22 protein-coding genes and 2 pseudogenes are annotated in these 24,853 nt (G+C 61.3%); 17 read left to right on the forward strand and 7 right to left on the reverse strand.

Annotated elements, in window-relative coordinates:
* Positions 1 to 56 precede the first annotated feature (56 nt).
* Positions 57 to 755 carry an alpha/beta hydrolase gene (locus PSO31014_RS14395; protein ID WP_246176650.1) on the forward strand — a complete coding sequence of 233 codons (699 nt, stop codon included), beginning with the start codon at positions 57 to 59 and terminating at the stop codon, positions 753 to 755.
* A gap of 144 nt (positions 756 to 899) precedes the next feature.
* On the opposite strand, the gene PSO31014_RS22440 is transcribed toward PSO31014_RS14395, so the two are convergent.
* On the reverse strand, positions 900 to 1,043 hold the full coding sequence (locus PSO31014_RS22440) for a hypothetical protein (protein ID WP_174976520.1): 144 nt from the start codon (positions 1,041 to 1,043) through the stop codon (positions 900 to 902).
* Positions 1,044 to 1,201: 158 nt separating this feature from the next.
* On the opposite strand from PSO31014_RS22440, the gene PSO31014_RS14400 reads away from it, so the two are divergent.
* Both PSO31014_RS14400 and mhpA (PSO31014_RS14405) read left to right on the forward strand, forming a co-directional pair.
* Positions 1,202 to 2,053, forward strand: coding sequence for a fumarylacetoacetate hydrolase family protein (locus tag PSO31014_RS14400; protein ID WP_150552214.1), 852 nt, complete (start codon positions 1,202 to 1,204; stop codon positions 2,051 to 2,053).
* Between the two features lie 275 nt (positions 2,054 to 2,328).
* The gene (gene mhpA, locus PSO31014_RS14405; RefSeq protein WP_150552304.1) at positions 2,329 to 3,795 is read left to right on the forward strand and encodes a bifunctional 3-(3-hydroxy-phenyl)propionate/3-hydroxycinnamic acid hydroxylase MhpA; all 1,467 of its coding nucleotides are present in this window, start codon (positions 2,329 to 2,331) and stop codon (positions 3,793 to 3,795) included.
* 120 nt (positions 3,796 to 3,915) lie between these two features.
* On the opposite strand, the gene PSO31014_RS14410 is transcribed toward mhpA (PSO31014_RS14405), so the two are convergent.
* Positions 3,916 to 4,656, reverse strand: coding sequence for an SDR family oxidoreductase (locus PSO31014_RS14410; protein ID WP_150552215.1), 741 nt, complete (start codon positions 4,654 to 4,656; stop codon positions 3,916 to 3,918).
* A 126-nt stretch (positions 4,657 to 4,782) separates the two neighbouring features.
* Between PSO31014_RS14410 and PSO31014_RS14415 the strand changes: the two genes are divergently transcribed.
* From PSO31014_RS14415 to PSO31014_RS14460, 10 genes and pseudogenes are all read left to right on the forward strand, one after another.
* The gene (locus PSO31014_RS14415; RefSeq protein ID WP_150552216.1) at positions 4,783 to 6,168 is read left to right on the forward strand and encodes an MFS transporter; all 1,386 of its coding nucleotides are present in this window, start codon (positions 4,783 to 4,785) and stop codon (positions 6,166 to 6,168) included.
* Positions 6,169 to 6,209: 41 nt separating this feature from the next.
* A complete protein-coding gene (locus PSO31014_RS14420) occupies positions 6,210 to 7,145 on the forward strand; it encodes a 3-carboxyethylcatechol 2,3-dioxygenase (protein ID WP_150552217.1) in 936 nt (311 codons plus the stop codon).
* The gene (locus tag PSO31014_RS14425) at positions 7,142 to 8,017 is read left to right on the forward strand and encodes an alpha/beta fold hydrolase (protein WP_150552218.1); all 876 of its coding nucleotides are present in this window, start codon (positions 7,142 to 7,144) and stop codon (positions 8,015 to 8,017) included. Before PSO31014_RS14420 ends, PSO31014_RS14425 begins: the two co-directional genes overlap by 4 nt.
* Positions 8,018 to 8,024: 7 nt before the next feature.
* On the forward strand, positions 8,025 to 8,828 hold the full coding sequence (locus tag PSO31014_RS14430; protein ID WP_150552219.1) for a 2-keto-4-pentenoate hydratase: 804 nt from the start codon (positions 8,025 to 8,027) through the stop codon (positions 8,826 to 8,828).
* The gene (locus PSO31014_RS14435) at positions 8,825 to 9,313 is read left to right on the forward strand and encodes a nuclear transport factor 2 family protein (RefSeq protein WP_246176644.1); all 489 of its coding nucleotides are present in this window, start codon (positions 8,825 to 8,827) and stop codon (positions 9,311 to 9,313) included. Before PSO31014_RS14430 ends, PSO31014_RS14435 begins: the two co-directional genes overlap by 4 nt.
* Entirely contained in the window at positions 9,310 to 10,080 is a 771-nt protein-coding gene (locus PSO31014_RS14440; protein ID WP_150552220.1) for an HpcH/HpaI aldolase family protein, read from the forward strand. Before PSO31014_RS14435 ends, PSO31014_RS14440 begins: the two co-directional genes overlap by 4 nt.
* Entirely contained in the window at positions 10,077 to 11,702 is a 1,626-nt protein-coding gene (gene mhpA / locus PSO31014_RS14445; RefSeq protein WP_150552221.1) for a bifunctional 3-(3-hydroxy-phenyl)propionate/3-hydroxycinnamic acid hydroxylase MhpA, read from the forward strand. Before PSO31014_RS14440 ends, mhpA (PSO31014_RS14445) begins: the two co-directional genes overlap by 4 nt.
* 301 nt (positions 11,703 to 12,003) lie before the next feature.
* On the forward strand, positions 12,004 to 13,158 hold the full coding sequence (locus PSO31014_RS14450) for a porin (RefSeq protein WP_150552222.1): 1,155 nt from the start codon (positions 12,004 to 12,006) through the stop codon (positions 13,156 to 13,158).
* Positions 13,159 to 13,301: 143 nt separating this feature from the next.
* A pseudogene (locus tag PSO31014_RS14455) lies at positions 13,302 to 13,567 on the forward strand (CoA transferase); the annotation flags it as partial.
* A gap of 110 nt (positions 13,568 to 13,677) precedes the next feature.
* The gene (locus PSO31014_RS14460) at positions 13,678 to 15,687 is read left to right on the forward strand and encodes a methyl-accepting chemotaxis protein (protein ID WP_150552223.1); all 2,010 of its coding nucleotides are present in this window, start codon (positions 13,678 to 13,680) and stop codon (positions 15,685 to 15,687) included.
* A gap of 272 nt (positions 15,688 to 15,959) precedes the next feature.
* Here PSO31014_RS14460 and PSO31014_RS14465 read toward each other — a convergent pair whose 3' ends face one another.
* The 4 genes and pseudogenes from PSO31014_RS14465 to PSO31014_RS14475 all read right to left on the reverse strand — a co-directional run.
* On the reverse strand, positions 15,960 to 17,012 hold the full coding sequence (locus PSO31014_RS14465) for a GGDEF domain-containing protein (RefSeq protein WP_150552306.1): 1,053 nt from the start codon (positions 17,010 to 17,012) through the stop codon (positions 15,960 to 15,962).
* Positions 17,013 to 17,289: 277 nt separating this feature from the next.
* Complete coding sequence (locus tag PSO31014_RS14470) at positions 17,290 to 17,592, reverse strand: hypothetical protein (RefSeq protein ID WP_150552224.1); 303 nt, start codon at positions 17,590 to 17,592, stop codon at positions 17,290 to 17,292.
* A gap of 291 nt (positions 17,593 to 17,883) precedes the next feature.
* Entirely contained in the window at positions 17,884 to 18,021 is a 138-nt protein-coding gene (locus PSO31014_RS23005) for a helix-turn-helix domain-containing protein (RefSeq protein ID WP_369751594.1), read from the reverse strand.
* A gap of 38 nt (positions 18,022 to 18,059) precedes the next feature.
* Positions 18,060 to 19,194, reverse strand: a pseudogene (locus PSO31014_RS14475) (sigma-54 interaction domain-containing protein); the annotation flags it as partial.
* A 216-nt stretch (positions 19,195 to 19,410) separates the two neighbouring features.
* Between PSO31014_RS14475 and PSO31014_RS14480 the strand changes: the two are divergent.
* From PSO31014_RS14480 to PSO31014_RS14495, 4 genes are all read left to right on the forward strand, one after another.
* Positions 19,411 to 20,286 carry an MBL fold metallo-hydrolase gene (locus PSO31014_RS14480; RefSeq protein WP_150552226.1) on the forward strand — a complete coding sequence of 292 codons (876 nt, stop codon included), beginning with the start codon at positions 19,411 to 19,413 and terminating at the stop codon, positions 20,284 to 20,286.
* Between the two features lie 17 nt (positions 20,287 to 20,303).
* Positions 20,304 to 20,498 (forward strand): YgaP family membrane protein, encoded by a 195-nt coding sequence (locus tag PSO31014_RS14485; RefSeq protein ID WP_150552227.1) that lies wholly within the window; start codon positions 20,304 to 20,306, stop codon positions 20,496 to 20,498.
* Positions 20,499 to 20,581: 83 nt separating this feature from the next.
* The gene (locus PSO31014_RS14490; RefSeq protein ID WP_150552228.1) at positions 20,582 to 22,249 is read left to right on the forward strand and encodes a bifunctional protein tyrosine phosphatase family protein/NAD(P)/FAD-dependent oxidoreductase; all 1,668 of its coding nucleotides are present in this window, start codon (positions 20,582 to 20,584) and stop codon (positions 22,247 to 22,249) included.
* A 40-nt stretch (positions 22,250 to 22,289) separates the two neighbouring features.
* Positions 22,290 to 23,078 (forward strand): sulfite exporter TauE/SafE family protein, encoded by a 789-nt coding sequence (locus tag PSO31014_RS14495; protein WP_150552229.1) that lies wholly within the window; start codon positions 22,290 to 22,292, stop codon positions 23,076 to 23,078.
* A gap of 196 nt (positions 23,079 to 23,274) precedes the next feature.
* On the opposite strand, the gene PSO31014_RS14500 is transcribed toward PSO31014_RS14495, so the two are convergent.
* Positions 23,275 to 24,591, reverse strand: a complete 1,317-nt coding sequence (locus PSO31014_RS14500; RefSeq protein WP_150552230.1) for an erythromycin esterase family protein — start codon at positions 24,589 to 24,591, stop codon at positions 23,275 to 23,277.
* Positions 24,592 to 24,853: the final 262 nt, after the last annotated feature.

Raw genomic sequence — 24,853 nt, forward strand, 5'->3', positions numbered from 1 at the left:
GCTCCTCTATCCCTGCTCGGCTGCTGGTGCCTACGGTGCGACCGCGAGGCGTGTTGATGTACGTGCATGGCGGCGGCTGGGTGTTGGGCGAACTGTCCGAATTCGAGGCCATCGGGCGGAAGCTTGCTACATGCACGGGCGCGGCGGTATTGCTGGTGGGCTACCGCCTTGCGCCGGAACATCGCTTTCCAATCCCGCTGCAAGACACGTGGGATGCTCTGCTATGGGCGAATCAACACAAAGTGGAGATCGCAGGAGACGACGTCCCGCTGGTCGTCGCTGGGGACAGCGCTGGCGCCAATCTGGCAGCTGTCGTCGCTCGGTGGTCGCGGGAGCGAAACAGCCCAAAGCTGGCGGCGCAAGTGCTGGTGTATCCCGTGACCGATGCAGATTTCACGCGCGCCTCCTATCACGAACCGGAGAACCAGACCTTCCTGTCAACGCCATCCATGGCCTGGTTCTGGGACCAATATGTGGCCGATTCATCTGCACGCATGCATCCCGATGCATCTCCGCTGCGTGCCAAGGACTTGTCGGGCTTGCCTGCGGCATTCGTGGTGACAGGGCAACACGACATCCTGCGTGATGAAGGACAGGCCTACGCGGCCGCGATGGCTGATGCTGGCGTGGAAGTGGAGCAGCATGAAATGGCAGGCCAGATGCACGGATTTTTCACCATGACAGGCATCCTGCCGGCCAGCGATCAGGTGCTGGAAAGAATAGGCGCCTTTCTTGATCGCAAATTGCTCGCATGAAGTCGCGCCATCCAACAGGCTGCCGAGCCACTTTTTCAACACGAGTCGTCTACAGGCACTTGATCGAGCGGCGGCCCCAGTTGTTCGGCGTTGCCTGCGCAATCACGCCCCGTGCATAGGCGCGCGTTGATGAACGCTCTGGCGTCACGGCGCTTGTCCGTACCAGCGTGTGCGGCGCGTGTCGTCGTTGGATGCCTCGCGCTCGCCATGGTCATCGGCAATGGTGACCGTACTGATGGCGATCTGTGCATCTTCTGAGATCTTGTCTTGCGACTCTCGTGGGCTCAACTTACAGCGCCTGTCAGGCACCACGCGCCAACCGAAACGAAGTGCTTCGCCAGCTCGCCTAGGAATGGTTGAGCCTTGCATTCGAATCCTGCATGGCTTGACGATAAAATATAAATCTCGAATAATGAGATATATTAAATTTTATTGAGGGGCGTTAAATGAAACTGGTGAGCTTCGAATGGCAAGGCCGTGTAGGTTTTGGTGCGGTGATCGATGCAGGCATCGTGGACTTGGGTCGGGCGTTCAACGGGCGGTATGTCAGCCTGAAGGATTTGCTGGCTGTAGATGCCGTGGGTGACGCTGCCGAGCTGGTGTCGGGGCGCCAGGCAGATTTTCAGATGTCCGACGTGACGCTGCTGCCGGTGATTCCCGACCCCGGCAAGATCTGGTGCTGCGGTCTGAACTACCACGCGCACGTTCAGGAAACCAACCGCGAAGTCACTGAAGAGCCGACCTTCTTCTTGCGCGTGGCAAGTTCACAAGTCGGTCATGAGCAGGCCATCGTGCGGCCCAGGGAATCGACGCAGCTCGACTTTGAGGCGGAAATCGCCGTTGTCATCGGCAAGGGCGGGCGTCGCATCGCCCCAGCAGATGCAGCCCAGCACATCGCGGGTTATGCCTGCTACAACGATGGCAGCGTGCGCGACTGGCAGCGCCATACCTCGCAGTGGATTCCGGGCAAGAACTTTTGGCGCACCGGCGGATTTGGCCCCTGGATGGTGACCGCAGACGAAATTCCGTTTGACACGCGCCTGAAGATGGTGACGCGCCTTAATGGACAAGAGATGCAGAACACCACCACCGACATGATGATTCACAGCATTGCCAAGCAGATTGCTTATGTGTCCACCATTGCACCGCTTGAAGCGGGCGACGTCATCGTCACCGGTACGCCGGGTGGCGTCGGTGCACGACGCCACCCGCCGGTCTGGATGAAGGCGGGCGACGTGGTGGAGATTGAGGTGGAGCGCATCGGCGTGCTGCGCAATCCGATTGCTGACGAGCAGTGATCCGGCTCCGTACGAATCGCGCATCAGCCTTGGCTTCTTTCATGTTCACGGTCATTCACAGACCGGCATGAAGACCCTATACCGATGCATGGTGGGCTGCGTGCCCATCGCATGGCTTCCTATCCTGAACAGCGCTCAGAACTAGCTGTCCCAAGGTCGCGCAGACCTGATCTGCGGGAGCCTAAATCAACGCAATGGCTTCCAAAATAAGACGAGGCGATCCGGGACATCGCCATCAGGCAAACCAGAGCAACGCTCTATCGAAAAAAGAATTTATGCACGACGTTGCGATCATCGGTCTCGGCCCCACGGGGGTAACGCTGGCAACCCTGCTCGCACAGCAAGGCCTTCGGGTGCTGGCGATCGACCGCGAGGCGGGCATCTATCCCCTGCCGCGTGCAGTGCATTTCGATGGTGAGTGCATGCGTGTGTTCCAGAGCATCGGCGTTGCCGATGCCTTGAAATCCCAGGTGCGTCCATCGCCGGGCATGAAGTTCATTGACTCCGACGGGCGGTTGCTGATTGATTGGTCCCGCGACTTGGAAGTCGGGCCCATGGGCTGGTATGCCAGCTACCGTTGCCACCAGCCCTGGCTGGAACAAACGCTGCGGCAAAAGCTGGCCGAGCACGCCGGTGCGGACATTCGCGTGAAGCACGAGATGCTCGATTGCACGGTTGCGTCTGACGGCGTTGATCTACGCATCAAGGATCTTTCCACAGGCAAGGCACTGCAAGAGAAAGCTCGCTACGTCGTCGGTTGCGATGGAGCGCGATCCATCATGCGTGGACTCACCGGAGCGCGCATGGACGATTTGCAGCAACACGAACAATGGATCGTCGTGGACATTGTTCTGAATCATGAGCGCCCCGATTTAGGCGACTACAGCATCCAGTATTGCGATCCATCGCGCCCGGGAACTTACGTGCGCGGCGTCGGCATGCGCCGGCGCTGGGAGCTGATGTTGGTGCCGGGCGACGATCCAGCCATCATTACGCAGCCGGAATCCATCTGGAAACTGCTGTCGCGATGGGTCTCGCCACAAGAGGCCACGCTGGAGCGACCCGCGCTCTATACCTTTCGCGCTGTTGTCGCGCGCGGGTGGCGAAAAGGCCGCCTGCTGCTGGCGGGCGATGCTGCGCATCTGACTCCGCCGTTCATGGGGCAAGGCATGTGCGCGGGTATCCGCGATGCTTCCAACCTCGCATGGAAGTTGGCGGCAGTGATTCGCGGCGAGGCAGGTGAAGACTTGTTGAACACTTATGAATCCGAGCGCGAGCCGCACGTGCGTGAGTTCGTCTCAACGGCGGTGCGCCTGGGACACATCATCCAAACCACCGACCCAGATGTCGTGCGGCGGCGCGACAAGGAGTTTGCACAGCCTGAATTGTTTTCGACTCCGCAACCGTCGCTCGGCCCTGGCGCTCATGTGGGAGGTGCCCTTGGCGGACGCATGATCCCGCAGGCGGTTCGCGCCGACGGATCGCGCACGGACGATGACACGGGCTACGCCTATTCGTTGTTTGTATCTCCCGTCGCGCTAGGTGCAGCGGAGGCCCTGATCAAGGACCGTTTGCCCATCGTCGCGGTCACCGAGACTTCGCTGACGAATTGGATGGAGGCGTCGGGCATCGTTGCCGCGTTGGTACGCCCCGACCGCTATGTCGCGGGGGTCGCTGCGACAGACCGCGAGCTGGAGCAATTGCTGCAGGCACGCGGCGCAGATTCCCCGATCTGTGCATGAGCGCCGGCGGCAAGGGCGCCACAAACACTTGAGCAACATTGCGCAGCGCAACCTGCGCAAGTGTTGAAGTGGGCGTGACCCGTAGCGTAGCAGTTGGGACGACCAAATGATCGGTGTTGCTCAGACCGAGCGGGTTTCCCCGCCGTCGGCGCGCAGGTTCTGCCCGGTGATGTACGCGGACTCGTCACTCGCGAGAAAGCGTACGACCCGGGCCAATTCGGCGGTACTTTGAGCGCGGCGCAAGGGGATCTTGCTGGTCCATTCGGGCGGCACTGCAGCGGGATCGTCCTTTGTAAATCCGGGGAGCACGTTGTTCATGCGGATGCCTTGCGGCCCGTACTCATCGGCATAGAGCTTGGTGAACGAACCCAGCGCGGCGCGCAGCGTTGTCGAGATAGAGAACATCCGGTTGGGTTCGAAAGCCCCGGCTGTGGAGATGTTGACGATCGCGCCACCGCCCGACGCAAGAAGGTGTGGGGTAGCGATGCGAGCCATGCGAACCACGCTCAACAAGTACAAATCCACACCGTGCAGCCAGTCGTCATCGCTGATGTCGAGCAGAGTCCCGCGTGCGGCGTGACCACTGTTGTTGATCACCGCGTCAATGCGACCGAACTTTTCGATTGCGAGATCAACCGTCGCGCGCAGGTCCGCGATGTTGGTGTTGGAGCCATCAACGCCAGCACCGCCTAGTGACTCGGCGAGCATGCGACCGCGGCCGGACGGAGACAGGGCCACGACACGCCAGCCGCAGGCCGCAAGCTCACGCACGCAGGCTGCGCCAATGCCGGAACCTCCGGCGACAACAATGCCGACCTTTTGCTTTTCCGTGCCTCGCGGGCTATCTCCAATCTTGGTCATGCGCTGACTCCTTCGAGTGTGTGGTGTTAACTGCGGCTCCGGGAATGCCCCAATGCTGAAATTGACTTTTTTCTCAATTGCTGAGATAAAATCACAAAATCAATTATACAAAAGAGACAGCGTTTTATGAAAATTTCCGATCACATCGCAGATTCGCCCATGACCGGCTTACAGCTGCGCGTCGTCTTCGTGTCGATCGTGCTCGTCGTGCTCGATGGTTACGACTTGACACTGGCGGCATTCGCTGCGCCGTTTATTGAGCGGGGCTTTGGCGTTTCAAAGACGCAGCTGGGGATGGTGCTGTCGGGCGCCCTCATCGGGATGTTGGTCGGCTCGATCGTCGTCGCACCCATTGCCGACCGAATGGGGCGCCGCCTGACGGGAGTGCTCGCGACGTGCGTGATCGGGATCGGGATGTTGATCGGTCCGTTCGCTTCAGCCGAACGTGGAACCATGCTGTTGGTCATCAGCCGCATCATCACCGGCGTCGGCATTGGTGCCCTTGTCGCCGTGGTCGGCGTGATCCTGTCTGAATACACCGCCAAGCGCGTCTATCCATTGGTGATGGCGATCTACGCGGCCGCGATCAACATCGGCGGATTGCTCGGTGCCATGCTTGTCGGGCCGATGCTGGCCACCCATGGGTGGCAATTCGGCTGGTGGGTCGGGTTTGTCCTCAGCGTGATTGCCGCGATCGGGACCTACTTTTTGCTGCCGGAGTCGCTCGCCTGGTTGGCCGAGGGGCGTCGTCGCGACTCGCTGCTGCAACTGAACAGGATCCTCGCGAAAATGGGGCAGCCCACGTTGACCGCGTTGCCGGAGTCTTCGAATCCCGATGTCAAGGTGACCGGGGCATTGCGCACCATTGCCAGCGCCCCGTTGCTCTGGCAGACGGTGCTGATGATCTTGTCCTACGTTGCCTACATGGTGAGCTTCTACTTCCTGACCACCTGGGCGCCCACCACGGTGGCCAGTATGAACCACAAGCCGTTGCTGGCTCCCCAGCTCGTTGTTGCATTCAGCTTGGGTGGTATCGCCGGGAGCCTCGTCTTCGGCTTCATCGGCAACCGCATCAATTTGCGCATCCTGACGCCCATTTTCCTGGTGATGGCCGCGGCGGCCATGTCGTACTTCGGCATCGCCGGCCCGGCGATGCCTGGTGCGATGTGGACGGTGTTCATCGCGTCGTTCTTCGTCTGTGCCGGAACGGCGGGTTTTTACGGGATCGTTCCGCTCCTGTATCCCACGTTGGCCCGCTCAACGGGCTACGGGGTGGTCATCGGCATGGGTCGCTTTGGCGGCATCGCGGCGCCCATCCTTGGCGGTATGTGCTTCGATGGTGGCATGGACATGGGTACGGCCTTCACACTGTTTTCACTTCCGATGTTGATCGCAGCCGTCGGCCTTTTGGTACTGCACGTTGGACTTAAGTGCTCGGCATCACGTGAGCGCGCAGCCTTGGCTGCGAGATCTGGTGGCAAGCAGGCCGACCGTAGTCAGCAAGCCTACTAACAAGAGGGCTGCCCTTCAGGTCGCCTCGAAAAGGAATACACATGTCACTCGCTGTCGCAGCGCTATCCCATGCGCCGTCTTTCGGTAACGTCGATCCAGGCGGTACCACGCTTGCTGAAATCATGGCCGGCATCCAGGAGGTTCGCGCCTTCATTGAGCATTTCGCCCCCGAGGTCGTCGTCGTTTTCGGGCCCGATCACTTCAATGGCCAGCTGTATTCGTGCATCGCCCCGTGGGTGATCGGTGCGCAGGCTGAGGGGGTCGGCGACTACGGCACGACCGAGGGCTTCATCAATGTTGATGGCGAGACCGCGCGCCAGCTGCATGCCGCAGTGCTGGATCAGGGCATCGACATCGCGCGATCGGAGCGAATGACCGTTGATCATGGCGTCATGCAGCCCGTGGATTTCTTGCTTGGCAAGCGTCATACGCGGCCCATCGTCCCGGTGTTCGTCAACGCAATTGCCTTTCCATTGACACCGATGAGGCGTGTGCGCGAGATGGGTGAGGCGTTTGGCAAAGCTGCGCTACAGCTTGGAAAGCGAGTGCTCTTCATCGCCTCGGGAGGCATTTCGCATTCCCCGCCAATTCCGCGTTGGGAGGGGGCTCCTCCCGAACTGAAAGCACGTTTGGTTTCGTATGCCCCCACGCGCGAAGAGCGCCGCACACGTGAACAGGCCATCGTGGATGCGATCCAGCGGATCGCGGATGGCAAGGGTTCGAGTGCCCCGCTGAACGAAGCTTGGGATACCTTGCTGCTCGACACCTTCCGATCGGGTGATTTGTCACCGGTTGATACGTGGGACAACGACCAGTTCGTCATTGATGGTGGCTCAGCTGCACATGAGATGCGCAGCTGGATAGCGGCTTATGCCGCGCTCTCAACTGCTGGCAAATACAAGCTGCCTGTCGACCGGTACTGGGCCGTCAAGCGCTGGGGCGCCGGCTTTGCCGTTCAGGCGGGATGTGCAGCATGAACCGTCTTGTGACCTTCTGGGAAGCAGTGTCGGATCTTCCGCATCGTCTGCATTACGTTGACGTCGGGCCGTGGCGCACGCGTGTGCTCGACCTCGGCGAAGGTGACAGGGTCGTAGTGCTTGCCAATGGCACCAGTGGCCACATCGAGGCCTGGACGCAGAACGTGCGCGCGCTGGTTCAGGCGGGCTACCGTGTCATCGGTTACGACTATCCAGGTCATGGGTACACAACCCTGACCGATCACGACTTGGAAATCCCCGAGTACGGGTCGCACTTGCTAGGGCTGCTGAATGTGCTCAATCTCGAGCGTGTCCATCTTGCCGGGGAGTCACTCGGGGGATGGGTCGCGGTCAAGTTCGCTGCCCACCACGCTAATCGTTTGCTGAGCGTGATTCTGAGTGCGCCCGGCGGCCGCGTGGTTGGCGAGCAGAAGGTAGACAAGGCTCAATCGGTGAGCAAGCAAGCGGTCACCGAGCCGACATTCGAGAACGTCAAAAAGCGCCTTCAGGTCGTGATCCACGACCCACAGAAGATAACGGAAGAGTTAGTGCGCGTTCGCCAAGCTATATACAGCCGGGATCCGAGCGGGGCAAACATGGCTCATATCTCGGTGTTGCGTCAGCCGGACCAGCGTTGGCGCAACCGTGTCACAGATCAGGATTTCGCGGCCATCCCCGTGCCAGCGCTCTTTGTCTGGACCGACCATGAACCTACGGGCGACGCTTCAGAGGGCCGGCGCTTGGCTGCGCTTATTCCTCAAGGCGAGTTTCTGCTTGTTGAGGGCGCTGCGCACTGGCCCCAGTGGGAAGGTGCGGAGGTGTTCAATGCGGCGGCTATCTCCTTCCTCGACAAACAGCACCGCCAGAGCTAGCCAGATCATGACCACTATGACGATCCTCTCTGAAACTATCCATAGCATCGCTCGTGAGCTCTACGACGCCCGCGTTGGTGTCTATACCGTTCCTTACGTCAGCCCGCGACTGCCTGAGCGCGACCTTGATGCGGCCTATGCAATCTCGGCTGAGTTCGCCGCACTGCGCGAACGGAATCTGGGCGTGCGCAGGGTAGGTCGAAAAGTGGGACTGACCAATCCGAACGTGCAAAAGCGCGTCGGCATTAGTGAACCTGACTACGGAGTTATCCACGACGACATGGTTTTTCAGTCGGGTGTGGTGTTGCCCAAGTCGCGCTACAACCGATTGCTAATCGAAGCCGAAGTCGCATTTGTGCTCAAGAGCGATATTTTCGATGCCACGCTCGAGCGAGTGGCGGCGGCCATTGACTACGTGACACCAGCCTTCGAGGTCGTTGATTTCCGCTACGACGGCAGCGTGGGGCAGATTGTGGACACCATCGCCGACAACGCCGGATGCAGTGGCATCGTGGTAGGCGAGGAAAAGCATCCTTATGGCTCGGTAGATCTCAGAGCGGTCGAAATGGTGATTACCGGGGGTGGCAAGGAGATTACTCGCGGCGTCGGAAGCAATGTACTTGGCGACCCGATCAACGCCGTGCTCTGGCTGGCCGACACAGCCATCCGCACGGGGCAGCCGTTGCGAGCTGGCGAGGTGCTGCTCTCGGGTTCGATCGGCTACATCGAGCCTTGGCCGGTGGATGTCGAGTGTGTTGCCACCATTACCGGTCTCGGCCGTGTGGTCGCGAGTGTCGATTCTAAGGCATGAGTTTCGAGAGAGAGAGCTACACCATGAGTAACTATTGCCCCGTTGATGCAGTCACCCGCGTCGAGATTGAGCAGCTCATTTCCGAGATGCTTTACCGCCTGGATCACAACCAGGCCGATACCACGTGGGAGCTCTATACCGAAGACGGCGTCTCAGTCGGGCCCTTGGGCACGATGAATCGCGAGCAGAGCAAGACTTGGGGTGCCAAGCGGGTGAAGCAAGCCGACATCGTCAGCCGCCATTTCATTGGTGGAGTCCGGTTGGTCTGGGACGGCGATGAAGTGGCCGGCACCGTGCAGTATCTGACGTTCCGCGACACCAACGAGCCGCAGACACAGCCCGCTACTGTGGGTGAGTTCCGTGAGCGGTATCGCAAGGTAGATGGTCAGTGGCGATTCGCCCGCCGCGAGATCGTGCCAGTCTTCGGAGGCAACGCTGCTGCTGCGCATGCGGCGCGGCTCACAGAAAGTGAGAGCAAGTCATGAAAACAGCAGATCTCGTGAGCGGGCCCAAGATATTGGTGCATCAGACGCTGCCTTCGTTCTCCATTCCGGAATGGGCGGAGGTTGCGGGCTACCACGGCGTCATCCTCGATCTTCAGCATGGCGAACTGGGTGTCGACGCCGCGTGTGGCATCCTGCGCTCGATTCCTCGCCACAACGCTTACGCTTGGGCACGTGTCGGCTCGACTGACCCCGGCCCGATCCTGCGCCTGCTTGACAGCGGCGCGCGCGGCATCGTTGCCCCAACGATCGAGTCGCGCGAGCAGGCACAGGCCTTGGTGGCTGCGACCAAATATCTACCCGTTGGTAATCGCAGCATGGGACCGTCGAGGCCGGGGCTCTACATCGGTGATTCGTATGCCGAAGCAGGCAACCTCGCCGTCTCGACCATTGCGCAGATCGAGACCAGAATCGGCGTCGAACGCGCGGAGGAAATCATCTCCACTCCGGGGCTGGACTCGATCTACATCGGTCCTGCCGATCTTGCCGTTTCCTATGGCCTTCCGGGGCGTGGTGACTGGGACGACGGGCCTGTTCGCGACGCGATCGTCCACTTGCGAAAACTCACCCGAGCCCATGGCGTGACCCTCGGCATCTATTCAGGCAAATCTGCATACACCGCGGCGTTGTTGGCCGATGGACTGGTTGACTATGTCGCATTCGGTATCGACCTTGTTCTGTTGAATCGCGCGCTCGGCGACAACATTAACGAACTCAAGACCGCGCTATCTACAAGGAATCGCTCATGAGCAAAACCGCGGACGTTCTCATCATCGGTGCGGGGCCTGTTGGCCTTTTGCTAGCCAACCTGCTTGGACAGCAGGGAGTTAAGGTTCTTCTCGTCGAGAAGAGCGAGACTCTGATCGACTACCCACGCGCCGTGGGCATCGACGACGAAGCCCTGCGGGCGATGCAGACTGCTGGCCTTGTGGATGAGGTGTTGCCTCACACCATCCCCGATCAGAAGATCTATATGGTCAACGGCGATCGACAGATCCTTTCTGAAGTCAACCCGACAACTCGCGAGTTTGGGTGGCCCCGCCGCAACGGATTTGTTCAGCCGCTGGTGGATAGGGTGCTGCTTGACGGGCTCAAGCGTTTTCCGAACACGGCGGTGCGGTTCAGTACCGAGGTCGTCGATTTGCTCGACGATGGCGAGGGTGTGGTGGCCACGACTGAGCGTGGCGAGAAGCTGCGTGCACGCTACGTAGTCGCAGCAGAAGGCGGTGCTTCGCGCACTCGCAAGCAACTGGGTATTTCGTTCGACGGCGAAACTCGACCATCCGATGGCATCGTCATTGACGTTGCCAACGACCCCATTGGAACGCCGCACGCCGTGTTCGGCGGCGACCCGAAACGCAGCTATGCCAGCATCGCACTGCCGCATGGGATCCGTCGTTGGGAATTCACGCTGTTCGAAAGCGAAGATCCTTCGCTGGTGGAAAACGATGACTACATTCACGCGCTGCTGGCACCGCATGTGCCTGACCCAACCAGGCTGGAGATCATTCGTCGTCGCGTCTATCGGCACCACGCGCGTGTGGCCGGACAGTTCAAGGTTGGCTCCATCTTCCTCGCGGGCGATGCCGCGCACGTGATGCCGGTGGTGGGTGGACAGGGATGGAACTCCGGCATCCGCGACGCTTTCAATCTGGCCTGGAAGCTTGGTGCGGTGATCGATGGCGCATGCGGCGATGCCCTGCTCGAAACGTACGAGATGGAGCGAATGGGGCACGTCAAGCAGATGGTCGCCGTCTCACTTGGCATGGCCAAGGAAATGACGGATCACGACCCCGCGAAAGCCGCGGAACGAGACCGCATCGCTGCCAACCGCACCCCCGAGGAACGTGAAGCACAGAAGCGTCAGGCCTTCAAGCCTCAACCCAAGTTCGACAAAGGTGTGGTGGTACACACACCGCTGCCGAGCTTCAAGACAGTGCCGGCGCGCGATGTGCCCAGCATGGCTGGTGCCATCTTCCCGCAGCCACGAGTGACCAACGCTGAAGGCGTCGAAATGCTGCTCGACGACGCCACCGGTCAGGGTTGGCGCGTAGTGATGTGGAACAACAATCCGATGGCTTTTATTTCGGCCGAACGTTGCGCTGCGCTAGCGCATCTGCGCGTACGACTTGTTCAGGTGGTGCCTAAAACACAACTGCCGTGGGCGCGTCGTCACGCCCCTGCCGGAGTTACGGTGATCGGTGACTTGGGTGGAGAGTCCAGCTTGCAAGCCTGGTTTGACGCCAGGCCGGTCGGTGCGGTTGTCGTTCGTCCTGACCATGTGGTTGCCGCCGAATGCTTGGCACAGGTGCTGGACGATGTGCTGGCACGTGTATTGGACGCTGCGCATTTCTGTATGCCGCATGGATAACTAAATCAGCCAGAGCGACAAGAAGCTCATCTTCGAGGAAAACGCACGAAGAGTATTCGGGCTCACGTGCTGATGATCCAGTGAAGTCCGGGCGCCCGAAAAAGCGGCGCCCACCACAAAACCCGTTCAGTCATCCGGCTCCATCCGGATGAGCGGGACGCGCTGTTCGTCGAAAAAATAACAGCCTGATGCAGCACTTTCCGGAACGGGCCGTTTAAATCAGGCACGTAGCGCGACTGCTTTCGGGCAATCCGCTTTTCGTATTGCAGTCCACTCTTATAACTACGCATTGGAGACGCATATGAATTCGAAGTCACCCAACGCCGTGCTGCGCCGGAGCGCAGCTTTGGCGTCCCTCGCCACCTTGCTCTTTGGCGCCCAGGCTGCGCACGCGCAGAGTTCGGTCACGCTGTACGGCATTATCTCCACGGGCGTGGGATGGGTCAGTAACGTGGGCGGAAGCTCGTCCGTCCAGATGATTGCAGGCACGATGCAGAATAACCGCTGGGGCCTGCGCGGCGTCGAAAATCTGGGCGGCGGTCTCAACGCGATCTTCACGCTCGAAAACGGCTTCGACATCACCAACGGCCAATTCCAGCAAGGTGGACGCATGTTCGGACGCCAGGCCTACGTCGGCCTGAGCGACAAGTCTTGGGGTACGGTGACGCTCGGTCGCCAGTACGACATCCCGTTCGACTATCTCGACCGTTTCGAAGCGCCGGTTGCCGCGCTGGGCCTCGCCACCCATATCGGCGACAACGACAATCTGTTCGGATCGTATCGCTTCAACAACGCGATCAAGTACCAGTCGCCGACGGTAAACGGCCTGCGTGGGTCGGTCATGTACGCGATGAGCAACGCGCCCGGCCAGTGGGCCGTGAATCGCTCCGTGAGCGCGGGCGTGGCCTACGACAACGGGCCGCTCAAGCTGGCGCTGGTCGGCCTGAATACGAATTACCCGGGCGCGACGCCGAATTCGAACGGCGCGGTCACCGACGATTACGTCGGGCCGCCGTTCCTGCTGTTCCATACCAGCCCGATCAACAGGAACGCGGGCGTGAGCCGTCAGCGCGTATTCGGCGGCGGCGCGCAATACACGTTCGGCAAGCTGCGCCTGGGCGGCGTCGTCACGGACGTGCGGTACGACTATCGCGACCACACGTCGCTGCATCTCGACAACTTTGACATCAACGTCACCTACGACATCACGCCGTTCCTCGTGCTCGGCGCGGGCTATGTCTACACGAAGGGGCAATACGGCGGCGGTATCGACGCGGCTCCGCACTGGAACATGGGACAGATCAGCATCAACTATCTGTTGTCGAAGCGTACCAACGTCTACGTCTTTACCACCTATCAGCGTGCGACCGAAGCGAAAGCCGTTACGTACCTGCTGGCGCCGTCGAGCGACGGAAACCAGACGGTGGTCGTGACTGGCATTCGTCACGTGTTCTAAAGCGCGCCCTCAGTCGCATCGCGCCTGACTTCACCCGCTTGAAAAACGACGCCTCCGCAACGTGCCGGAACCGGCGAAACGGAGGCGTCGAAGCGGTGAAATTCGTACAACGCGAATACAGTCGAAATCTTGTCGGGATAGTGATGAGCAGCCAACTACTGACGGGCGTGCGCGTGCTCGATCTGACCAACGTGCTGGCCGGCCCGCTCGCGGGCTATCAGCTCGCGTTGCTCGGCGCCGACGCCGCGCTGAACCGGCGCGGCATGGGCACCTCCTTTCTCGCGCAGAACGCCGGCAAGTGCTCGCTTAACGTGAAAAGCGAGGACGGCGAGGCGATTTTCCGGCGCCTCGTGCGAGCGCGAACGTCGTGCTTGAAATCTTCCGGTCCGGCGTGATGAGCGTGACCGGCGACGCGTAGGCCGGCAAGGATAAAGCACTGCCCGCGCCTGGCATCCGCCCTACCCGTTTCGGCGCGCTGTTGCGCGCTGACCGCTTTCGAAACGCCTGCTCTCGGAAATCATGAAATTGTTGATATCGTTTATTGATCGCCTGCCTATCGCCCGAAAGCTTCTCCTGCTGGGAATCCTGATTCTGCCCACCATAGGCGTGCCAACGTACCTCCAGGTCAAGTCATCGTTGAACGCCGTGAGCGCTGACAGCGTCGAAAAGGCGGGCCTCGAGTCCGCACGCGCGCTCCTGTCGTTGATTCAACTGACGCTGCAGCACCGGGCGCAAGCCGCCACGCTGCTGGGCGGTAACAACACCGTCGCCGCGAGTCGCGAAGCGACACGGGCAGCGATGGACCAGGCCATCGCCCGCATCGACCAGGATCTGAAAGCACGAACGCGCCGTCCTGACATAATGCGTGCCTGGCAAAGCGCGGTCGCGAACTGGCGTGAGATTGCAGCGGCAGTCGACGCGCGCAAGCTCAGCGATAAGGAATCCACTATGCGCCACACGGAGATCATCGAACAATACCTCTCGCTTCTCGATCTCCTGCTCGACGACAGCGGCCTCGCGCTCGATCCCGAGGTGGGGACGCACTATCTCGTGCGGGCGGCACTCGTGAGCTTGCCGAAGGCCACCGCAACGCTGAGCCTCACGCGGTCCCGGGGCGCCGGAATACTGGCCAGAGGAGAAGCGAGCCCGACGGAACGGGCCATGCTCGCCTCGCTGGCCAACGCCGCATCGGATCAGGCCGACGATCTGAGAAAGGCTTTTGACAAGGCCTTTCACGCGGAGCCCGAACTCAGTGCCGCGCTGGCGGACGAGCTCGATCGCGCCAATACGTCGATTCGCGCGGCCCTTGATCTGGCGACCCGAGAGATCGTCAGTGCCGACGCGATCCACTACGCGGCAATCGACTACATCAAAACCTTCACGGGCGCGTTGGACCCGCTTTTTGCGCTCGAAGCCCGCGCGCTCGACAGCCTTAAGGCACAACTCGACCTGCGCTCGAACCGCGTGCATCGCGCGATGCTGGTCCAGGTCGGACTGCTTGGCATGATGCTTCTCATCGCGATCGCTTTGTCCAGTATTGTCGTACGCCGCATCACGGGGCCGCTCCGTAATGCGCTGGCCTTGGCGAATCGTGTGGCCGACGGGGATCTCACGAGTCATATCGAAGTGGCCACCACGGACGAAACCGGCCAGCTAATGCAGGCGCTGAAAGCGATGAACAGTAGCCTGGCCAGCATGGTTGCCCGGATTCGCACGGGAGCGGAAACCATTTCCACGGGGTCGGCGCAAATTGCTGCCGGCAACGCGGATCTTAGTTCGCGAACGGAAGAACAAGCTGCGTCACTTGAAGAAAGCGCGGCGAGCATGAGACAGCTGACGTCGACGGTTCGTCACAACACCGAAAGCGCGAGACAGGGCAACACGCTCGCGGCCCACGCATCCGAAATCGCTGCGCGCGGCGGCGAGGTGGTGGGGCGCGTGGTTCACACGATGCGCGATATTTCGAACAGCTCGACGAAAGTCGCCAACATTACCGCCACGATCGAATCCATCGCATTCCAGACCAATATTCTCGCGCTCAACGCGGCCGTGGAGGCCGCCCGGGCCGGCGAACAGGGGCGCGGCTTCGCGGTGGTCGCGAACGAAGTGCGCAACCTGGCGCAGCGCGCGGCCACGGCCGCGAAGGAGATCAAGGACCTCATCAACGAGTCGGTGGACCACGTGAGCGCCGGCGCCGAACACGTGGACGAAGCCGGCCGGACGATCAACGAAGTGGTGTCCGCCGTGCGCCGCGTGGCGGATCTGATGGGCGAGATCGCAGCCGCCTCGGACGAACAGCACAAGGGCATCGAGCAAGTAAATTCGGCGGTGGTCCAGATGGACCAGGTCACGCAGCAAAACGCGGCGCTCGTCGAGCAGGCGACGGCGGCCACCCAGTCGATGAGCGAACAGGCCGCGCTTCTCAAGCGCGCGGTGGATGTGTTCAAGGTGTCGGACGGAAGGATGCCTGCGTACCTGTCCTCGCCCTCACACCACCGGGCAAACGCCTCGAGCATGCGGAAGGCGTAGGCGGCGCTGGTGGGACCAACCGGCACCTCGGATTCCAGCCACGAGCTAACCGTTTGTGCCGCAAGGTTGGAAAGCTTGAGGGGCATGAGCGAGTACAGCGGTCCTCGTTCCGTTCTTCTTTTTCCGCGCTGCCAATGTGCCGCTTGAGACGGCTCACTAACGCTCCCGGTGCAGGTCGCCGCAGGGACGCCCGACGACGCCCAGTCGCGAGGATCAGCCCGGCGAAACACATAACGCCACGCCAAAACAATCGCCGCACCCAAACCAGCTGATCAGCGCGACTGCCGCTTGTATCCTTCGCCGCCGATGCGTGCTCGGTCCACCGCCGCAATTCGGTTGCGTCCCTGGTCTTTTGCCTGATAGAGCTGCGCATCAGCCAGATTGATAAACGCGGTGATATCGATGTCTCCGGTCGGCACGACGGTGGCTACCCCGAAGCTTGCTGTGACTCGCAGACCGTGCGGGGAGCGCAGGTGAGCGATGGCTTCCTCCGCGATCAGCGCGCGGCAACGCTCCGCGACACGCACGGCGTCATCGGCATTCGTATCTGCGAGCACGAGCACGAATTCTTCCCCGCCAAACCTGCCCAGGAACGCATTCGGCCCCACTGCCTCTTCGAGCACGCGCGCAAGGCGTTTCAGACATTCGTCGCCTTGAAGATGACCGTAATAATCGTTGTACGATTTGAAGAAATCGATGTCGACCATCACGAGCGAAAGCGGGTTGCCCGATGCCGCCGCGCTCGCCCATTCGCGGGCAATGACCGTGTCGAACATGCGACGGTTGCCGACCCCGGTCAAACTGTCTGACAACGAGAGCCGCTCCAGTTCGCGCTGGAGTTCCGCGAGCCGTGCCTCGGTGCGCTTACGTTCACTGATGTCGAACATGAAGCCGATCAGCGCGTCAACGTCACCGTTCTCTTTGCGCACGACGTGGACAACGTCGCGAATCCACACATACCCGCCGTCCGCAGTCAGCGCACGATAGTCCGCCTCATGATCGGCACCCGCTTGCGACTGTGCGACGCAAAATTCCACAACCGCGTCCCGGTCCTCCGGATGCATCCGCGAGGCCCAGTCCTCGACCGTTCTCCACGTCGACGGCGCGTAGCCAAGCAGTTCCTCAATCTGCGGGCCGATATAGGTGAACTGCATTGTCGCCCAGTCGATCTTCCAGGGGATCGCTCGGGTTGACTCGAGCAACGTGCGATAAACCGCGGGGTTGTCCTCGCCGGGCTGGTGTCCGGACGATACCAGGCTGTCCTCGTGGCGCAGGAATGCGGCTTGAAGCGAGCTGGGAGCTAAATCCTTTTCTTCGTGACTCATCGTGATCTTCCAATACCCTGTAAATCCATTATCGGCAGGTGCGGCAGGGCCTTGAGCACAGCGCGAAGATTGATCGCCTGCAGACCCGCAAGCCGTCGGTTGCCAACAACCGCACGTTTCCAATTGTCGCCGAGGTCGAGGCAAACCGGGCTGCTGCCGATTCGGTGCGACGTCTCCCCGAATTTGAGTTGCGCGCGGAGATAGCGTCCAATCACGTAGTCGGGAAAGTAGGCATGAAGAAGGGAGGCCCGCCGACCTAGACGGGCCTCCGCCCCAGCTACCCCCTCACTTTCGGCGGCAGCCCCTTGCCCGGCGAGTAGAGGATAAGACTCGGGCTAATCAGTTTGTCCGACGCGACCACGGCATGTGCCAAGGTGTCGAAATAGATGGCGTGCTCCGGATCGGCAACCGGGGACTTTTTGATTTCCCTTGCCAGTTCGTCCCACTCGAAGCCGAGGTATTTCCTGTGTTCATAGAACCAGACAACGTGTCCTTCACGTGCCAGCGACTTCGGGATATCGCGTCCGTCATCTCCTCCATCTGAACCGCCCTTTCCGTTGTCATTCTCTGAAGTACTCATCAAGGCCTCCTGTGATGTGCGCGGGTTCAGCCGGTCTTTCGGCCAAGCTCATCATCGCAGCAGTGTCGAGCCTTGAGTTTCAGTAACTTCCGAATAACTTCGCCGATGTGTCGACACTCGAAACGTATCGGCCACCGACAAAAACGCTCGCGACGTACGGCGGGTTGAAAATACGGATGCGTCACTCCCTCGCCGCTTCCCGCTCCCGCCGCCGGTTTCCCGCTTCTCCGCGAAGCCGGATGTCGCGTTCGATTCGCACCCGCGCGGCGCAACCGGCGGGCAATGCCGGTGTCACGCCAATCCTTCGGCTTTCAGACGCCGATACAGGGTGCGCTCGCTCAACCCCAGATGGGCCGCCAACGCCTTGCGCGTGCCCTGGAAATCGCGGACCACCGTGGCGAGATCGACCTCGCCGCCAGTCGTGCGCATCTCCGTCTGGCGGGTTGTGGCCACGTCAAGTGCGAGGTGCTCGGGCCTGATCACGCCGTCGTCGGCAAACAGACGCGCGCGCTCAAGCACGTTTCGCAATTCCCGGATGTTGCCTGGCCAGTCGTATCGAACGAGTTGCGCCATGGCCTCCGGCGAAGTATGCAGTCGTTGATCGGGGTCTTTGCCGCCTCGCTGCAGCAACGACTCCACGAGCAGGGGAATATCGTCGCGCCGCTCCCGTAACGCGGGCAGGTGAATGGGGAAAGCGCTGATCCGGTAATAGAGATCCTGTCGAAACGCGCCTTCGGCCACCATCGTTTGCAGCGGCTTGTGGGTGGCGGCGACCAAACGGAAATCCGCCTGTTGCGTGTCGACGGAACCGACCCGGCGGTAGGTGCCCGACTCAATCAGCCGCAACAGCTTGACCTGCATCCCCAGCGGTACGTCACCGATCTCGTCGAGGAAAATGGTGCCGCCTTTTGCCGTCTCGACGAGTCCAGCCTTGCGCGTATGCGCGCCGGTGAATGCCCCCTTCTCGTAGCCGAACAGTTCGCTCTCGAATAGGGTTTCGGTCAGCCCCGAGCAGTCGACCACCACAAACGGGCCGCGCGAGCGCTGGCTCGCCTCGTGCAACGCGCGCGCAAACAACTCCTTGCCGCTGCCAGACTCCCCCAGCAGCAACACCGGCAATTCGGCAGTAGCCACCCGCTGCAGTTCGCCAAGGGCGCGATTGAACGCGGGCGACTTGCCGACCAGCCCCTGACGACTGGCTTGCACCGACGCGTGTCGTACGGTTTGCAACCGTTCGACGAATCCAACCACTTGATGATGGCTGTCCACGATCGGCCGGAGTTCAACGTCGACATGCTCCGGACCCCGCGGCGTGTGGTGGATGTGGAGAACGCGATCCGGCCCCTTGCTGATCAGCGCGCTTTGCATAGGGCAATGCTCGCCGGCCTGATCGCAGGGCACCGCGTAATGGTGCGACATCGCATAGCACTTGTGGCCGACGTAAGGCTTTCCTGCCGTCGCGAACTGGCGCTTGTAGGCCGTATTGGCCGCCAGGATCTCGTAATCGGTGTTCATCACGATCATGGGCGCGGATTCGTGATCGAGATAGGAAATCAGGGCCTGGACCTGAAAGGCCTGAAGAACGTCGGGAACGGGTTGCATAGCGGATGCTCGCGATAGTGGAACAGCAACAACTGCCAGTACTGCCATTTGGCAGTATGCCACTGCCAAATGGCACTGTCACGAGCGACAGAAATCCTTCAGCCTCATCCGAGATCAAAATTTTTATTATTCAAATCATTGAGTTAAAGGAATTTCGTGAGTTGGCACGAATTTTGATAGTTATCGGACATTCGACTGATTCATGAGGAGGAGATCATGGAGAACTTGTACATCGAGGGTCACTTCGACCCGGCGACCAGCACCATCAGCTATATCGTGCTGGATCGCGCCACAAACCACTGCGCATTGCTCGACACTGTGCTTGATTACGACCCGAAGTCCGGCCGGACCTCGACACACAGCGCCGACCACCTTATCGAGCGGGTTCAGGCGCTGGGCGCGACGGTGCAATGGATTCTGGAGACCCACGCTCACGCCGACCATTTGTCGGCTGCGCCCTATCTCAAGCAGAAGCTGGGCGGTCGTATCGGCATTGGCGAGCATATCCGCCAGGTGCAGGATGTGTTCGGCAAATTGTTCAATGCGGGCAGCGAATTCGCGCACGACGGAAGTCAGTTCGATCACCTGTTCGCGCACGGCGAGCACTTCCAGATCGGTGATCTGAAAGCCCGCGTCATGCATACGCCGGGGCATACCCCCGCGTGCATCACATACGTCGTCGAGGAAGGCGACCAGATCGCCGCCTTCGTGGGCGACACGCTCTTCATGCCCGACTACGGCACGGCGCGTTGCGATTTTCCCGGCGGCAATGCGCGCACGTTGTTCCACTCCATCAACGAGGTTCTCAGTCTGCCGGCGCATACGCGGCTCTACCTCTGCCACGACTATCAACCCAACGCCCGCAAGCTGGAATTCGTCACCACTGTCGCCGATGAACGCAAGCACAACGTTCACGTGCGTGACGGAATCAGCGAGGAAGAGTTCGTGGCCATGCGCACGACACGCGACGCGACGCTGGACATGCCGACGCTGCTGCTTCCGTCAGTCCAGGTCAACATGCGCGCGGGGCAGTTGCCGCCTGCGGAAGACAACGGCGTGCGCTACCTGAAGATTCCCCTTAACGCTGTCTGAAAACGCGAGGCGCCATCATGAATATCAATGTGGGCGGTGTGGACCGGGGGCTGCGAATCGTCGCCGGCGCGGTGCTGGTGATGCTTGCGGCCACCGGGACCATCGGCTGGTGGGGGTGGCTGGGGCTGATTGCTGTGATCACCGGGCTGGTCCGGTTCTGTCCGCTCTACTCGCTGTTCGGCATCAGCAGTTGCAAGACACGGGGTCGCTGACCCCATCGCTCGGACGGCACCGGCGCGGCTTTGCCCCCGAAACGCCCACGCCGAAGCACCTATAGTCACCGAGGAGACACGCCATGAATATCAAGCAACTGACGGCGCAATTGTCCGTCTGCGCGCAGGTCTCGCCTGCCGACGTTCCGGACATTGCTGCCGCCGGCTTCAAGTCCATCATCTGCAACCGGCCGGACGGCGAAGCCGCCGACCAACCCAGCTTTCGCGAAGTGGAGCAGCAGGCTCAGGCAGCAGGGCTGGAAATCCGCTACTTGCCGGTGACACCCGGCAAGGTTTCCGACGAACAGGCCGCGCAGTTCGATCAACTGCTCGACGTGTTGCCCAAGCCGATCCTTGCGTATTGCCGCAGTGGCATGCGAAGCACGACGCTGTGGGGACTCTCGCGCGCCGATCGCCTGTCCACCAGCGAAATCCTCAAGCGCGCCGAAGCGTGCGGCTACGATCTGAGCGCGCTGGTGCGCCGGATCTCACAGAACGCTGCCACGCCGTTTGCTGTCGCCGATTCGACCCACCGGGTCGTCATCGTGGGCGGCGGCGCGGCCGGCATATCGGTGGCGTCGAGTCTGCTGGCCCGCCAGCCGGGACTCGACATCGCCATCATCGATCCCGCCGACGTGCATTACTACCAGCCTGGATGGACGCTGGTGGGCCGCGGGGTATTCAAGCCCGCACAGACCGCCAGGGTCATGGGGTCGCTGATTCCGCGCGGCGTGCGCTGGATCAAGTCGGCTGTCGCAGGCTTCGAACCGGAGCGCAACGCGGTCTTGCTCGAAGGCTGCCGGGTCGTGAAGTACGAGCAGTTGATTGTGTGCCCAGGGTTGAAACTGAACTGGGAGGGTATCGAAGGGCTCACGGATACGCTGGGGCGCAACGGCGTGACGTCGAATTACCGCTACGATCTCGCGCCCTACACGTGGGAGTTGGTCGAGCGCTTCAAAGGCGGCAATGCGCTGTTTACCCAACCGCCGATGCCGATCAAATGCGCCGGCGCGCCTCAGAAAGCGATGTACCTCTCGTGCGACGCGTGGCGACGCGCCGGCGTGCTCGGCCAGTCGCACGTGAAGTTCTTCTCGGCCGGTAATGCGCTGTTCGGCGTGCCGGAATACGTACCGGCCCTCATGGAGTATGTGAAGTCTTACGGCATCGATCTCAATTTCGGCCACAACCTGACGGCCGTCGACGGCGTACGCAAGATCGCGACCTTCAGCGTGGCATCCGCCCAGGCCGACGCCGGGAAGATCGAAGTTCCGTTCGACATGATCCACGTGGTGCCGCCACAAACGGCGCCCGACTTCGTCAGCCGCAGTCCGCTGGCCGATCCCGCCGGGTGGATCGATGTCGATCAGGAGACGCTGCAGCACAAGCATTTCAGCAATATCTTCGGACTGGGAGATGCCAGTAATTCGCCCAACGCGAAAACTGCTGCGGCCGCGCGAAAACAGGCGCCGGTGGTGGCGCACAACGTGCTCTTCAACCTTGGTCTCAAACGCGGGCAGGCACGCTACGACGGTTACGGATCGTGCCCGCTGACGGTGGAGCGCGGCAAGATCGTGCTGGCCGAGTTCAAGTACGGTGGAAAGCTCGCGCCCAGCTTTCCTTCCTGGCTGATCGACGGCACGCGCCCCTCGCGTCTGGCGTGGCTGCTCAAGGAGCGCATTCTGCCGCCGCTCTATTGGGAAGGCATGCTCAAAGGCCATGAGTGGATGGCACAGCCGGAAATGGTCGGCTGATGCGCGCTCGTTCCATGACAATCCATCGAGATTCTTTGCCATGACTGTCAGTCTGTTGCTGGGCGCCATCGTCGGCTGCATCATGGGCCTGACCGGCGCCGGCGGCGGTATCCTCGCGATTCCGCTGCTGGTGTTCGGCCGGCATCTGAGCGTGCCGGAGGCCGGTCCGATCGGCCTTCTGGCCGTGGGCATCGCGTCTGCCATGGGCGCATGGATGGGCGTGCGCGCCGGTATCGTCCGTTATCGCGCGGCAATGCTCATCGCCGCCATTGGCATCGTGCTTACGCCGTTGGGTTCGTGGTTGGCGCATCACATGAATACCCGCTATCTGACGCTATTGTTCGCGGCAATCATGATTTGGGTGGCGCTCAAAGGGTTATGGGAAGCCCGCCGCGGCAAGTCGCTGGCGCCGGTGAAGCCCGATTGCCCTTGCTTGCGCGACGCAAGCGGCCGCTTCGTCTGGACCCGGCGCTGCGCCAGCCGGCTCGCGGCGATGGGCGGCGTGGCGGGGGTGCTCTCCGGTCTGCTCGGTGTGGGCGGCGGATTCGTCATGGTGCCGGCGTTACAACGCTTTACCGATCTGGCGATGCACTCGGTCATCGCGACTTCGCTGGCTGTGATCTCGCTGATCTCGCTGGTGAGCGTCGGTACCAGCATCTATGGCGGCCATTTCGATCTCACGATCGGATTGCCGTTCTCGGCAGGTGCGGTGGTCGGCATGCTGGTCGGCGGCAGACTCCTGACACGATGGCATCCCTCGCATCTCAAGCAGGCGTTCTCCGTGGTGTGCATGATTGTCTCGATCGGTCTGATCGCCAAGTCGATCTGAGCGTTGCCCTGACGTGTTCCGCGACGATCCGTCGGAGAACCTCTCTTGGAATCCGGAAAACAGTGGCGCGTTCTGCACTGGCGGCCTCAGCGCGACACGGCGAAGCCGATACGTTGAACGTGGCGGTTGCCGGGAGCACAGCGCGCCAGTCAACTGAACTTCGCGCATTGGGTGCCTCTGTATCGCCTCATTGCGTTCAGGCCGCCTGCTCCGGCGCCTCACGCCGGTGCCAGATCGGTGGCACGTCCAGCGGCTCCAGGGCGCTTGTCTCGTCCAGATGAAACAGTGCGTCGAACTGGTGGGCGAGTGATGTCCAGAAATAGTGACTTTCACGTTCGCTCTGAGGCAGGTAGATCACGCCGATCGCCCGTTCAAGCATGGCGTCGCAAAGCGGCTCCGCCGCAACCTCATTGAGCGGCAGGAAGAACCGGTCCAGTCCGGTGCTGTGAAACAGGTATTCATAGCTGTCGTGCAACGCCGGACGCACCCATTTGTGCTCGACGTCGCCGTCCCATTGAGACGCGGCCGATACGTGCCCCGTGTAGGTGCTGAAGCCGACCAGCAGGGCCTTCGCACCGGCCGCTTCTCGCACCAGTTGACCAAGATTCCATTCGCCGCGCCAATGGGAGTCCGTCGCGCGTGCATCGCCCAGGTGCGAATTGTGTGCCCAGACGACAATCCGCCCCCGTCCACCACGCTGTAGACGATAACGGGCGAGGGCGGATAGCGTGCGGTACATGTGCGCATCACGCAGATTCCAGGTGTTCAGGCGCCGCCCGAACATCGACCGATAGTAATTCTCCGCGTCGACGACAACTTCAGCATTCTGTTGCGCAAAGAACTGCGCATCGAGCGCTGCGAGGCCATCCTGCAAGAGATGCAGGCGCGCGTCGGCCCGCAGTTGCAGTAACTGGGCGACGACGCCTTCGCGGGCATCCGGCCGAGCGCCGACCGCAGTGGCGTACCCATACGCCTGAGGCTCGCGCACGTGATCGAGCGCCGCGTACCGATCGCGCGCCATGGCAGCCTGCTCGGGATCGACCCGCTCAAGATAACGGATCACCGCATCCGCCGACTGGTACATGCTGTACAGGTCGAGTCCATAAACGCCGACCCGTGCTTCGGGAGACAGCGAGGCGTTGTGCTCACGTAGCCATAGGATGAAGTCGCGCATCTCACGATTGCGCCACATCCAGGTAGGGAATCGCTTGAAATCCGCAAGTGCGGCCTCCGCATCGGCATCGCCTTCGCCTTGCACGAAACAGTTCACGCGCCAGGTATCCGGCCAATCGCCTTCGATGGCGACAGCGTCGAATCCCCCCTCCGCGATCAGGCGGCGGGTGATCTGTGCTCGCATCCGGTAGAAGTCGTGCGTGCCGTGCGTGGCTTCGCCAAGCAGCACGAATTCGCGATCGCGCGCCATCTCCAGCAACGCATCGTAATCGCCATCGTTGTCATTGAGCCGTTGCGCGAGCTCGCGCACGGCGAGAAAGGGCGTGGTAGCGGGGTGCATTATCGATGGTCCTGATATGAGCGGGCGAGGAGCACGCACACGTCGGCGTCGCGCGTCTGCCCGAAGTCCCCGATAAGCCGTCCGACGCCGCCGCGCGGCGGTGCCAGTACGATCACATCGCCCCGGCCCGCATATGCGTCCACGTGTCGTGCAAGCTCGACTCCCGTCTCGGAGCGCTCGCCACGTCGGCACTCCCTCCGAGGTGTGCGGTTCGACACGACGTTCAATGTGATGGCCGCGAGCGCAATTCCCCACATGACAA

The sequence above is a fragment of the Pandoraea soli genome (assembly GCF_902459595.1).
Taxonomy (GTDB): Bacteria; Pseudomonadota; Gammaproteobacteria; order Burkholderiales; family Burkholderiaceae; genus Pandoraea; species Pandoraea cepalis.

Bases quoted from the DNA above. Each gene is read 5' to 3' on its own strand.
- PSO31014_RS14395 (WP_246176650.1), top strand. From the start codon at position 57: ATGTACGTGCATGGCGGCGGCTGGGTGTTGGGCGAACTGTCCGAATTC.
- PSO31014_RS14400 (WP_150552214.1), top strand. From the start codon at position 1,202: ATGAAACTGGTGAGCTTCGAATGGCAAGGCCGTGTAGGTTTTGGTGCG.
- mhpA (WP_150552304.1), top strand. From the start codon at position 2,329: ATGCACGACGTTGCGATCATCGGTCTCGGCCCCACGGGGGTAACGCTG.
- PSO31014_RS14410 (WP_150552215.1), bottom strand. From the start codon at position 4,656: ATGACCAAGATTGGAGATAGCCCGCGAGGCACGGAAAAGCAAAAGGTC.
- PSO31014_RS14415 (WP_150552216.1), top strand. From the start codon at position 4,783: ATGAAAATTTCCGATCACATCGCAGATTCGCCCATGACCGGCTTACAG.
- PSO31014_RS14420 (WP_150552217.1), top strand. From the start codon at position 6,210: ATGTCACTCGCTGTCGCAGCGCTATCCCATGCGCCGTCTTTCGGTAAC.
- PSO31014_RS14425 (WP_150552218.1), top strand. From the start codon at position 7,142: ATGAACCGTCTTGTGACCTTCTGGGAAGCAGTGTCGGATCTTCCGCAT.
- PSO31014_RS14430 (WP_150552219.1), top strand. From the start codon at position 8,025: ATGACCACTATGACGATCCTCTCTGAAACTATCCATAGCATCGCTCGT.
- PSO31014_RS14435 (WP_246176644.1), top strand. From the start codon at position 8,825: ATGAGTTTCGAGAGAGAGAGCTACACCATGAGTAACTATTGCCCCGTT.
- PSO31014_RS14440 (WP_150552220.1), top strand. From the start codon at position 9,310: ATGAAAACAGCAGATCTCGTGAGCGGGCCCAAGATATTGGTGCATCAG.
- mhpA (WP_150552221.1), top strand. From the start codon at position 10,077: ATGAGCAAAACCGCGGACGTTCTCATCATCGGTGCGGGGCCTGTTGGC.
- PSO31014_RS14450 (WP_150552222.1), top strand. From the start codon at position 12,004: ATGAATTCGAAGTCACCCAACGCCGTGCTGCGCCGGAGCGCAGCTTTG.
- PSO31014_RS14460 (WP_150552223.1), top strand. From the start codon at position 13,678: ATGAAATTGTTGATATCGTTTATTGATCGCCTGCCTATCGCCCGAAAG.
- PSO31014_RS14465 (WP_150552306.1), bottom strand. From the start codon at position 17,012: ATGAGTCACGAAGAAAAGGATTTAGCTCCCAGCTCGCTTCAAGCCGCA.
- PSO31014_RS14470 (WP_150552224.1), bottom strand. From the start codon at position 17,592: ATGAGTACTTCAGAGAATGACAACGGAAAGGGCGGTTCAGATGGAGGA.
- PSO31014_RS23005 (WP_369751594.1), bottom strand. From the start codon at position 18,021: ATGCGCACGACTGGCGGCGAGGTCGATCTCGCCACGGTGGTCCGCGAT.
- PSO31014_RS14480 (WP_150552226.1), top strand. From the start codon at position 19,411: ATGGAGAACTTGTACATCGAGGGTCACTTCGACCCGGCGACCAGCACC.
- PSO31014_RS14485 (WP_150552227.1), top strand. From the start codon at position 20,304: ATGAATATCAATGTGGGCGGTGTGGACCGGGGGCTGCGAATCGTCGCC.
- PSO31014_RS14490 (WP_150552228.1), top strand. From the start codon at position 20,582: ATGAATATCAAGCAACTGACGGCGCAATTGTCCGTCTGCGCGCAGGTC.
- PSO31014_RS14495 (WP_150552229.1), top strand. From the start codon at position 22,290: ATGACTGTCAGTCTGTTGCTGGGCGCCATCGTCGGCTGCATCATGGGC.
- PSO31014_RS14500 (WP_150552230.1), bottom strand. From the start codon at position 24,591: ATGCACCCCGCTACCACGCCCTTTCTCGCCGTGCGCGAGCTCGCGCAA.